The following is a 9,991-nucleotide window of genomic DNA, read 5'->3' on the forward strand; positions in this document are numbered from 1 at the left end:
TCCTCTTGTCTTTTTGATTATACAGTTTCTGTATCGGTTAACGCCCGCAATCGGTTACGCACCGTCTGTCATCATCATAAAGTATGAAACGCGTTTCATAACAAGATTAAAAAAGATTCATTTTTGATGTTTATTTCTTCAATTTAATGGGAAAAGTAATATTCGGAGTTGATTATAACTTATCTTGTTTTGGAAGAAATAAAGGGAGGAACGAACGATGACATATTCTTTGATTGAAACATTCAAACACATCGTAAGCGAGGCAACTAGCTTTAAGCGCGTTGATTTCGGGGGTTACGATATTTATATGCAGACGACGGATGGACGAACGATTACGGCACACATCCGCTATGATGGTGGTGGTACGGACTTCAATGAAGCTTATTTAATGCTTGAATCGAGTACTGGTCAACGTCGCACAGCGACCTTAACGCTTTATCAATTCGAACATCTCTCTTCTTATACTGCACATAGTGAACGGACACGTGCCCTAGTCACAACAAGTGCTTAATGACCATAAAACACGCCTCTCATTCGAGAGACGTGCTTTTTTAATTTTCTTCGCGCTCGAGGCGTTCGAGTTCTGCGTGCGTTTGTGGGAATCCATTCGCTTGCCAATCTGCCCGATGAATGGAATCAAGTTGTGTCAGCCCGACTTCAGCCGGATCGCGTTTCGCGTCGACACTTGGACGATGATCAATATCGTCTGAAGTTGTTTTTCGTTGTTGGTATTGTTGATAGGCGATTGTCGCAATCGCCGCTAGACCACCTAAAATGACACCTGTCTTGAATGTTGCTCGCATGAAAGTTCCCCCTCTATGGTCATTAGTTGTGCTCTAGGTAGATGTACCCGAGTTACTTGAATTTGAATCATTCTTCTCATGGATCAACGTGTTATTTGAAAAAAATCAAAAAAAATTTCAGCCTATTTCTGCCGTGTTCCTACATATTTAATAATCAAGAGAGAAAATGGCTCTATCCCTTATGCTTCAACGCTTCACGTCATGCAAGAAGGAAAAAAGTACGCTATACTTGATTCAGAAACATCTTCGACGAACAAAATGAATCGTGTCTTCTACTGGACAGTTCCGAGCTTCAACAGCTTGCGTTCGCGTCCCTTTTTCATTTTTGGTCGTCGATGTCACAAAGGAGGGAATTTCGTGTCCGTGATGCACGGGGCTATTTTACTGCCCATATTGATCAGTCTTTTCATTCCGCTTCTAGCGAAACGCCTTCCGAACATTCATACCGGTTGGTTTGTACTTGTCGTACCTGTACTGCTCGTTTCGTATTTCAGCCGCTTTCTCGCTGGTACGATGTCAGGTGAGACCTTTACGGCACGCATGCCGTGGATACCATCGCTCGGTATCGATTTCGTCACGTATCTCGACGGACTCGGCTTATTGTTCGCACTATTGATCACAGGAATCGGCTCACTCGTCGTTCTTTATTCGATTTTTTATTTAGATGCGAAAAAAGAATCACTCGGAACATTTTATGTTTATCTGTTGATGTTCATGACCGCCATGCTTGGCGTCGTGCTGTCAGATAACATGATCGTCCTCTATCTGTTCTGGGAATTAACGTCGATTTCGTCGTTCTTATTGATCGCCTATTGGTACGAGCGGGAACGTTCTCGTTACGGCGCTCAAAAATCGATGCTGATCACCGTCTTCGGTGGACTAGCGATGCTTGGGGGAATCGCGATTCTCTCAACACTCAGTGGATCGTTAAGTATTCGTGAGACCTATGCGTCGCTTGAATCGATTCAAGGTGAACCCTTCTTTTCGGTCGCCCTCGTTTTATTCTTGCTAGCTGCCTTCACGAAATCGGCTCAATTTCCGTTCCACATCTGGTTACCGGATGCGATGGAAGCACCGACCCCTGTCAGCGCCTACTTGCACTCGGCAACGATGGTCAAGGCAGGGTTGTATCTTGTCGCTCGTTTCAGTCCGATTTTTGCGGATGAGTCGCTCTGGTTCTATCTCGTCTCATCTGTCGGAATATTCACCTTATTCTGGGGTTCACTCAATGCGGTGAAACAACATGATTTGAAAGCAATCCTTGCTTACTCGACGATTTCTCAGCTTGGATTGATCATGTCCTTGCTCGGACTCGGAGCAGCCGCCTTGCACGTCGACGCGTTAGATGACGGATTATATACGATTGCGACAGTCGCTGCGATCTTCCACCTGATCAACCACGCGACGTTTAAAGGCAGTCTCTTCATGATGGCGGGAATCGTCGATCACGAGACTGGTACTCGCGACATTCGGAAGCTCGGTGGTCTTGCGCAACTCATGCCGATTTCGATGACGATTGCGATGATCGGGACCCTTTCGATGGCGGGGATTCCACCATTCAATGGTTTCTTAAGTAAAGAGATGTTCTTGACAGGTGTACTTCAAGTTTCAGGATCTGACTTGTTCCACTTACCGTCTTACGGTTGGATTATTCCTGTACTCGCCGTCGTCGGAAGTATCTTTACATTCGTCTATAGCATCTTGATCGTCCGCAGAACGTTCTTCGGTAAGCGTCAAGACGACAAGTTACCGAAAACACCACACGAGGCACCGATTGGCATGTTGATTCCACCTCTCGTCCTCGTCTCGCTCGTCGTCATCATCGGACTCTTCCCGAATATATTATCGGATACGTTGATTCGACCGGCAGTCGAAGCGATCTTACCGCAAGTCGTTGATGCGGGTGGCAAGATTGATGTGCATATTTCAATGTGGCATGGATTCAATACTGAATTATTCCTGACACTCGTGATCATCAGTGCTGGCATCATCTTGTATAAGACACTGCCGCGCTGGCAATCGCTCTATAACCGGATGCCTCGTGCCATCTCCTTGAATCATCAATATGACGCTTTGTTACGCCGTGGTGAACAGACCTCGACAAAGATCCATGATACGGTCATGACCGGATACATGCGGTCGTATCTCGTCTACATCTTCGGATTCATCGTCATCTTGATTTTGACTGCATTATACGGGTTTGATGCCTTCCGCTTCGCGGTTGATCCCATCAGCACGATTGACGCGTATGAAATCATCCTTGCACTCGTTCTCGTTTCGAGTGCACTCTCGATCACCTTTGCGCGTTCACGACTGACATCGATCATCTTGCTCGGTGTGACAGGTTATACGGTCGCTCTGTTCTTCGTCTTATTCCGAGCGCCAGACCTTGCTTTAACACAACTCGTCATCGAGACAGTATCGGTCGCTTTGTTCCTGCTCGTTTTCTATCGTTTACCGGAAATCAGCCGGAAAGAAGAGCGCATCCCGTTCAAGCTCGGCAATGCCTTGATTTCAGCACTCGTCGGATTGACAGTGACACTCGTCGCCCTTGCTTCTCTCAGCCAACGATCGTTTACTTCAATCGCCAAGTATTACATCGATAACGTCGCTGATCTTGCCGCTGGCGGTAATATGGTCAACGTCATTCTCGTCGACTTCCGTGGCTTCGATACGTTGTTTGAGATTGCCGTTCTCGCACTGGCTGGAATCGGTATTTACACGATGATTAAATTCAGACGAACAGGAGGGATAGATAAATGAAAAAGCAGGCAAAAAAGCATACGAATGACGTCATCTTAGAGTCCGCGACTTCCTTTATCACGTTCATCATCTTCCTGTTTGCTGTCTACTTGTTCTTTGCTGGACACTACACGCCAGGTGGCGGATTCATTGGTGGTCTCGTGACGGCTTCTGCTCTTGTTTTGATCCTACTTGCTTACGATATCAAGACATTGCGCCGGATTTTGCCATTCGACTACAAATGGATCACGGCTCTCGGTATGTTGATTGCCGTACTGACGGCGTCAGGAGCGCTTCTGTTCAACGTACCGTTCTTCACACATGCACATGATTATTTCAACCTGCCGTTGTTCGGCAAGACATCGCTTCACACCGCGATGCTGTTTGATCTTGGAGTGTATCTTGTCGTCGTCGGTGTGACGATGACGATTATTCAAACGATTGGGGAGAGTGATTAATATGGAAATCATCATGGCGATCGCCGCAGGCATCCTGACGATGTGTGCCATTTATCTCATTCTTTCGAAAAGTATTCTTCGCATTATCATCGGAACAGGGTTGCTCAGCCATGCTGCCCATCTGCTTGTCATGACAATGGGTGGACTAAAACGAGGCGCTGCTCCGGTTTTAAAGGACGGCGTGACTTCCTATACGGATCCACTACCGCAAGCACTCGTCTTGACCGCCATCGTCATCAGCTTTGGTGTCACTGCCTTCTTCTTGGTACTCGCTTATCGTGCCTATCAAGAACTCGGAACCGATAATATCGAAGAAATGAAAGGAACCGATTCGAATGATTAACTTACCGTTATTACCAATCATCATCCCGTTGTTGACGGGTGTCATCTTGATGTTTTTCCCGCGACACCTCAAAGGACAACGAATCGTTTCCCTCTTTTCGACGATTTTGACTGTCTGTGCCTCCATCTATCTTGTGCTGACTGTCCGGTCGAACGGCATCTTAACAGTCACACTCGGTAGTTGGCCAGCACCTTTTGGTATCACGCTTGTCTCTGACATGCTATCCGCTTTACTCGTCACGACGACGAGCATTCTTGTTCTTTGTATCATCTGGTATGCCATTGTCTACTTGAGCGTTTCCTATCAACGGTACTACTATTTCATTGCCGTTCAATTCCTGCTCGTTGGTGTCAATGGTGCCTTTACGACAGGTGATATTTTTAACATGTTCGTCTTCTTCGAAGTTTTCCTGATTTCGTCTTATGTCTTGATCGTTCTCGGCGGGAAACCGGCACAGTTACGAGAATCGCTGAAGTATCTTTTGATTAACGTCATCTCGTCCGCATTATTCGTCATGACGGTTGCCTTCTTGTACGGTATCATCGGATCGCTCAGCATGGCGGATATCAGTCAAAAGATTTCAGAAGTCGGACAACCGGCAATCCTAAACGTCATCGCCTTGTTATTCTTGATCGTCTTCGGATTAAAAGGTGCGATCTTCCCGCTTTACTTCTGGTTACCTGGTTCTTATCAAGTACCACCGACGCCTATTCTTGCTTTGTTCGGTGCCTTGCTGACGAAGGTCGGAGTCTACGGGATTTTACGGACGTATAGTTTGTTCTTCTCAAATGAGATTGGAACGATTCATCAAATCTTAAGTATCCTTGCACTCAGTACGATCGTCATCGGGGTGATCGGTGCGCTCGCGACACGAGATGCGAAGCAAATCATCATCTACAACATCATCGTCGCAGTCGGAGTCATCTTGTACGGGGTTTCCCTCATGACACCGCAAGCGCTAGAAGGTGCGATTTTCTACCTTCTTCATGATATGTTGATTAAAGCCGCTTTATTCCTACTCGTAGGAATCATGGTCGGAATTGCCGGCTCGAGTAAGCTGAAAGATATGGGCGGGATGATCAAAGCCTATCCTGTATTAGGTTGGACGTTCTTCATCGCGGCGTTATCACTTGCCGGGATTCCACCGCTCAGCGGATTCATTGGGAAATTCCTGATTGTTCGTGGTGGTATTGAAGCCGGTGAGTTGATTGGACCAATCATCGTTCTACTATCCAGTCTACTCGTCTTGTATTCGGTCGTTCAATTGTTCATGCGTGCCTTTTGGGGAACACCGAAGACCTACTCTGGTGATAAACAAGCGCTTGTTCCAAAGCTGCTCGTTCCTACGATTGCCTTAGTTGCGCTCAGCGTTCTCTATGGAGTAGGTACTGAGGCGATGCGTCCACTGATTCAACAAGCCGTCGAACCGTTGACGAATCCAACGCTCTATATCGATGCCGTACTAAAAGGAGGTCGTTAATTCATGGCATTTCAAGTCTTGCTCAACTTATTTCTTGCATTCTTGTGGATGTTTCTCTCAAACAATTTCTCGGCCTCCGGTTTCGTCATCGGTTACGCGCTAGGGCTGATTGCGATGTTCGCTTTCCGTCGCGGCTTCAAAGGTCGCTTTTATCTCGGACCTGTCGTCGCACTCGTCCTATTGTTTTTCCGCTTTCTCTACGAGCTTGTCGTCGCGAACATCGATGTCTTGAAAATCATTTTAAAGCCGAAGTTAGATATTCAACCTGGTATTTTCGCCTATGAGACCGAACTCGATCAACCGTGGCAAATCACGTTGCTGTCAATGCTGATCACGCTGACACCGGGAACGCTTGTCGTTGATATCTCGGATGATAATAAGACACTCTACATTCATGCACTCCACATGCCAGAGGTCGATGAAGCGGTCGCTTCGATTCGTGATAGTTTTGAGAAAGCCATTCTGGAGGTGAGTCGGTGATGTTCGATATTTTAATCTATATCGCACTCGGGGGTGTCTTTCTCTCGATGCTTGGTCTGTTCTACCGGGTCATCAAAGGACCAAGTGTTGCGGATCGTGTCATCGCGCTTGATTCAATTGGTATCAGCTTGATTTCAATCGTTGGACTTGTCTCGATCATCTTACGGACGAGCGACTACCTCGAAGTCATCCTGTTGATTGGTATACTCGCCTTCATCGGTACAGTTGCCTTTTCAAAATATATCGAGAAAGGAGAGATCATCGAACGTGATCGCAACCAATGAATGGATCGTCGCGGTCTTCGCCTTGCTCGGTATGGGATTTAGTCTCGTCACCGCGCTTGGTCTGATCCGCTTACCGGATGTCTATACGCGTGCTCACGCTGCATCTAAAAGCGCGACATTAGGTGTCATGTCGATTTTAATCGGCGTCATCATCTATTTCGTCACTGAAGATGGATTCTTCTCCTCTCGTGTCGTTCTCGGCATCCTGTTCGTGCTCATCACAGCACCGATTGGTGGACATTTAATTGCGCGTGCTGCTTACTATAGCGACGTGCCATTATGGAAATCGTCTGTCCGTGACGACCTGTCTAAGAATAAAGAACATGTAGAACCGAAGAAATGCCAAGATGACATGTGAGTATATCGACATGACAAAACCCTCGCTTCCGCTTACGGAAACGAGGGTTTTTGATTAGGAACGCTGTAAGGGTGAAGCAGCAAATAAGAGCGCCAACTCATCACGATTATCTAACAATTCTTCTAATGTATGCTGTTCCAGTTCCCGGATAAAAGCTCGAAGCGCTCGTCCGAGCACACCTTTTAGACGGCATCCTGGTTCGATGACACAATGACCGTTGCTTCCAAAACACTCGACGATATCCATCGGTTCTATTTCCCGAACGACTTTCCCGATGTTGATGTCTTTTGGATCACGAATCAAACGGAGTCCGCCTGACCGACCTCTTGTTGATTCGACATAGCCAAGTTTCGCTAATTGTTGTGTCACCTTCATTAAATGGTTGGATGAGATGCCATAATGATTTGCAATCTGCGGCATTGGTGTGATGACATCCCGGTGCACCCCGAGATACATCAACACACGTAGTCCATAATCCGTATACTGTGTAATTCTCACGATCCTCACTCCATTCCTTCCCAAAACTGCACTGTTATCGTACCATGAAATACGAAACTGACTACATTGTTTTGTCTCATGATTCGAAATTCTGATAAACCTCTATTAGGTTTACGTATGGAATGAAATATTGGATTTAAAATACGAGTTTTAAAAACAAAAAACTATTTCTTCTTTCCTGTTCGAAAGAAGAAATAGTCCTGTATCGTCCTTACTTTATTTTTTGTATAGTCCTTTCACGACATCATTAAAACGGTCGGCATAGTTCGTGAAGACTCCTGTGACACCATAGTCGAGCATACGAACCATATCCGCTTTTTCATTCACAGTATACGGGTGAAGTAACAAATCATGAGTCCGAATCGCTGAGATGTTTTCACGTGTCAATGCTTTGTAGGAAGGACCAACACCGACTGCATACTGACGGATTGCGGTTAATCGATCATCCGTCAAAGCCTTGACTTCATTTGCTTCCATCAACTGAACCAGTGGAACGTTCGGGTCGATGGCTCTGACTTTTTGAAGACTCGCTTCACTAAACGACTGAATCAAGACTTGTCCTGGTTTGACCTTGTTACTCGACAATCCGTTCTGCTTTAGTACGTCGAGCAATTTCTGTTCCATTCCGGGATACACTTCCGGTGATTTCGTCTCGATATAGTAATTCGCATGCTTCCCATACTTACTCAAGACTTCTTGAAGCGTCGGTACTTTCAAACCGACATATGACTTTTTCGCAAGCGTCGGGTTCGCTTCATTAAACCAGCTACCAGCATCAAGTTTCTTGATTTCAGCAAGCGTTTTATCTTTGACGGCACCTGTTCCGTTCGTCGTCCGATCGACGGTTTCGTCATGCATCGCAATCAAATGACCGTCTTTCGTCATCTGTAAATCAATTTCGATGTAATCTGCTTTAAATTTCTTATGTCCCATTTCGTAAGCTGGCATCGTATGCTCCGGCGCATAACCTGAAGCTCCACGATGAGCAACGTTAATGATTCGATTTGAATCGAGTAACGATTTGCCTTTTGATTGTGCACCGACATCTTCTGTCGGAAGTCCTGTACTTAATGCAACTCCCGCTACCATCGTCAATCCGATTTGTTTCAGCATCATCTATTCCCCCTTGAAATATTCTTACAACACTTATCTTAAATTGTTTGTATGAAGCTGATATAGAGAAGCTGTAAACGTCGTTTCGTGATTTGATGACAAAGTGATATCAACAAAAAAAAAGACCCGCATCTAAAACGGGTCTTTTAATGATTACGCTTCGAAAATCAATGACTCTGGATCTTCAAGAAGATCTTTAATGTGTTTCAGGAACGTAACAGCTTCTTTTCCATCAACGATTCGGTGATCGTAAGAGAGTGCAACATACATCATCGGACGATTTTCCATGCGTTCTGCATCAATGGCAATAGGGCGCAGGTTGATTGCGTGCATGCCGAGAATCGCGACTTGTGGACCGTTTAAGATCGGCGTCGACATGAGTGAACCGAACGTACCACCATTCGTAATCGTGAACGTACCACCCGTTAAGTCAGATAGACCAAGTTTATTATCACGCGCTTTGACCGCTAATTGAATGATGTCCTTTTCAATTTCAGCGAAGTTCTTTTTGTCCGCATCACGAACGACTGGAACAACGAGACCGTCTGGTGCTGAGACGGCAATGCCGATATCATAGAATTTCTTCAGGACGATTTCATCGCCTTGAATCTCAGCATTCAGGTATGGCATCTTTTTGAGTGCTGCGACTGCTGCTTTCGTAAAGAATGACATGAAACCGAGTTTAACTTCGTTTTCCTTCACGAATTTCTCTTGACGACGTTTACGCAGGGCCATGACCGCTGACATATCGATTTCGTTGAACGTCGTCAACATCGCTGCCGTTTGTTGGACTTCAACAAGGCGATTCGCAATCGTCTTCCGACGACGTGACATCTTGATCCGCTCTTCCGGTTTCCCAGGAGCGGCTGCAGGTGCTGGTGCCGGTGTAGCAGGCTTCGTAGGAGCAGGTTTTGCTTGCTCACGTGGTGCTACTTCAAACGTCGCGACGTCTTGCACGCGAATCCGACCGAGCGGATCTTGCGTTGCCACTTGTGCTAAATCAATTCCTTTTTCACGAGCCAGTTTACGGGCAGCAGGTGAAGCAATCGGACGATCCGCAACAGATGTACTTTCAGTCGCTGCTGCAGCCACCGGTTGTTCCGCTTTTTCTTCTGCTTTTGGTGTCTCTTTTGGAGTTTCTTGTACTGTTTCTGCCGCAGCCGGTTTTGGAGCCTCGCCACCAGCAGAGATGACAGCAATCGTTTCCCCGACGCGGACTGTATCTCCTTCAGCAGCCATCACCTCCGTCAACGTACCAGCTTCATCTGACGGCACTTCGATGTTGACCTTATCTGTCTCGAGCTCAACGATGGCTTCCCCTTTTTCCACGTGATCACCTGGTTGTTTTAACCAAGACGCCACCGTTCCTTCTGTAATTGATTCGGCAAGTTCTGGTACTTTGATTTCCATCGTATTCTCCCCCTATGACTCG

The 9,991-nt window shown here is 46.3% G+C and carries 12 protein-coding genes; 8 read left to right on the forward strand and 4 right to left on the reverse strand.

The features are described from left to right. Positions 1-217: 217 nt before the first annotated feature. Entirely contained in the window at positions 218-511 is a 294-nt protein-coding gene (locus B3M90_RS11955) for a hypothetical protein (RefSeq protein ID WP_023468536.1), read from the forward strand. A gap of 40 nt (positions 512-551) precedes the next feature. Here B3M90_RS11955 and B3M90_RS11960 read toward each other — a convergent pair whose 3' ends face one another. Beyond that, complete coding sequence (locus B3M90_RS11960) at positions 552-803, reverse strand: hypothetical protein (protein ID WP_023468537.1); 252 nt, start codon at positions 801-803, stop codon at positions 552-554. A 357-nt stretch (positions 804-1,160) separates the two neighbouring features. Between B3M90_RS11960 and B3M90_RS11965 the strand changes: the two genes are divergently transcribed. From B3M90_RS11965 to mnhG, 7 genes are read left to right on the forward strand one after another with little or no spacing between them, the layout of a single operon-like run. Next, positions 1,161-3,566 carry a Na+/H+ antiporter subunit A gene (locus B3M90_RS11965; protein WP_290784262.1) on the forward strand — a complete coding sequence of 802 codons (2,406 nt, stop codon included), beginning with the start codon at positions 1,161-1,163 and terminating at the stop codon, positions 3,564-3,566. Beyond that, positions 3,563-4,003, forward strand: a complete 441-nt coding sequence (locus B3M90_RS11970; protein WP_214854251.1) for a Na(+)/H(+) antiporter subunit B — start codon at positions 3,563-3,565, stop codon at positions 4,001-4,003. The genes B3M90_RS11965 and B3M90_RS11970 overlap by 4 nt, the downstream gene beginning before the upstream one ends. Position 4,004: 1 nt before the next feature. Beyond that, positions 4,005-4,346, forward strand: a complete 342-nt coding sequence (locus B3M90_RS11975; protein ID WP_023468540.1) for a Na(+)/H(+) antiporter subunit C — start codon at positions 4,005-4,007, stop codon at positions 4,344-4,346. After that, a complete protein-coding gene (locus tag B3M90_RS11980; RefSeq protein ID WP_214854254.1) occupies positions 4,339-5,826 on the forward strand; it encodes a Na+/H+ antiporter subunit D in 1,488 nt (495 codons plus the stop codon). Before B3M90_RS11975 ends, B3M90_RS11980 begins: the two co-directional genes overlap by 8 nt. A gap of 3 nt (positions 5,827-5,829) precedes the next feature. Beyond that, positions 5,830-6,306: a Na+/H+ antiporter subunit E gene (locus B3M90_RS11985; RefSeq protein WP_023468542.1), complete on the forward strand. Its 477-nt coding sequence runs from the start codon at positions 5,830-5,832 to the stop codon at positions 6,304-6,306. A 47-nt stretch (positions 6,307-6,353) separates the two neighbouring features. Continuing rightward, positions 6,354-6,590 carry a Na(+)/H(+) antiporter subunit F1 gene (locus B3M90_RS11990; protein ID WP_369792030.1) on the forward strand — a complete coding sequence of 79 codons (237 nt, stop codon included), beginning with the start codon at positions 6,354-6,356 and terminating at the stop codon, positions 6,588-6,590. Beyond that, positions 6,574-6,948 carry a monovalent cation/H(+) antiporter subunit G gene (gene mnhG / locus B3M90_RS11995; RefSeq protein WP_214854257.1) on the forward strand — a complete coding sequence of 125 codons (375 nt, stop codon included), beginning with the start codon at positions 6,574-6,576 and terminating at the stop codon, positions 6,946-6,948. Before B3M90_RS11990 ends, mnhG begins: the two co-directional genes overlap by 17 nt. Positions 6,949-7,002: 54 nt before the next feature. On the opposite strand, the gene B3M90_RS12000 is transcribed toward mnhG, so the two are convergent. The 3 genes from B3M90_RS12000 to odhB form a co-directional block, all read right to left on the reverse strand. Then, a complete protein-coding gene (locus B3M90_RS12000) occupies positions 7,003-7,446 on the reverse strand; it encodes an Rrf2 family transcriptional regulator (RefSeq protein WP_290784264.1) in 444 nt (147 codons plus the stop codon). A gap of 216 nt (positions 7,447-7,662) precedes the next feature. Next, complete coding sequence (locus B3M90_RS12005; RefSeq protein ID WP_251137882.1) at positions 7,663-8,535, reverse strand: glycerophosphodiester phosphodiesterase; 873 nt, start codon at positions 8,533-8,535, stop codon at positions 7,663-7,665. 177 nt (positions 8,536-8,712) lie between these two features. Beyond that, complete coding sequence (odhB, locus tag B3M90_RS12010) at positions 8,713-9,969, reverse strand: 2-oxoglutarate dehydrogenase complex dihydrolipoyllysine-residue succinyltransferase (protein ID WP_214854260.1); 1,257 nt, start codon at positions 9,967-9,969, stop codon at positions 8,713-8,715. Positions 9,970-9,991: the final 22 nt, after the last annotated feature.

The organism is Exiguobacterium sp. UBA6309 (assembly GCF_002439205.1).
Lineage (GTDB): Bacteria > Bacillota > Bacilli > Exiguobacteriales > Exiguobacteriaceae > Exiguobacterium_A.

Coding starts and splice junctions, on each gene's coding strand:
- B3M90_RS11955 (WP_023468536.1), top strand. CDS start 218: ATGACATATTCTTTGATTGAAACATTCAAACACATCGTAAGCGAGGCA.
- B3M90_RS11960 (WP_023468537.1), bottom strand. CDS start 803: ATGCGAGCAACATTCAAGACAGGTGTCATTTTAGGTGGTCTAGCGGCG.
- B3M90_RS11970 (WP_214854251.1), top strand. CDS start 3,563: ATGAAAAAGCAGGCAAAAAAGCATACGAATGACGTCATCTTAGAGTCC.
- B3M90_RS11975 (WP_023468540.1), top strand. CDS start 4,005: ATGGAAATCATCATGGCGATCGCCGCAGGCATCCTGACGATGTGTGCC.
- B3M90_RS11980 (WP_214854254.1), top strand. CDS start 4,339: ATGATTAACTTACCGTTATTACCAATCATCATCCCGTTGTTGACGGGT.
- B3M90_RS11985 (WP_023468542.1), top strand. CDS start 5,830: ATGGCATTTCAAGTCTTGCTCAACTTATTTCTTGCATTCTTGTGGATG.
- B3M90_RS11990 (WP_369792030.1), top strand. CDS start 6,354: ATGCTTGGTCTGTTCTACCGGGTCATCAAAGGACCAAGTGTTGCGGAT.
- B3M90_RS12005 (WP_251137882.1), bottom strand. CDS start 8,535: ATGGTAGCGGGAGTTGCATTAAGTACAGGACTTCCGACAGAAGATGTC.
- odhB (WP_214854260.1), bottom strand. CDS start 9,969: ATGGAAATCAAAGTACCAGAACTTGCCGAATCAATTACAGAAGGAACG.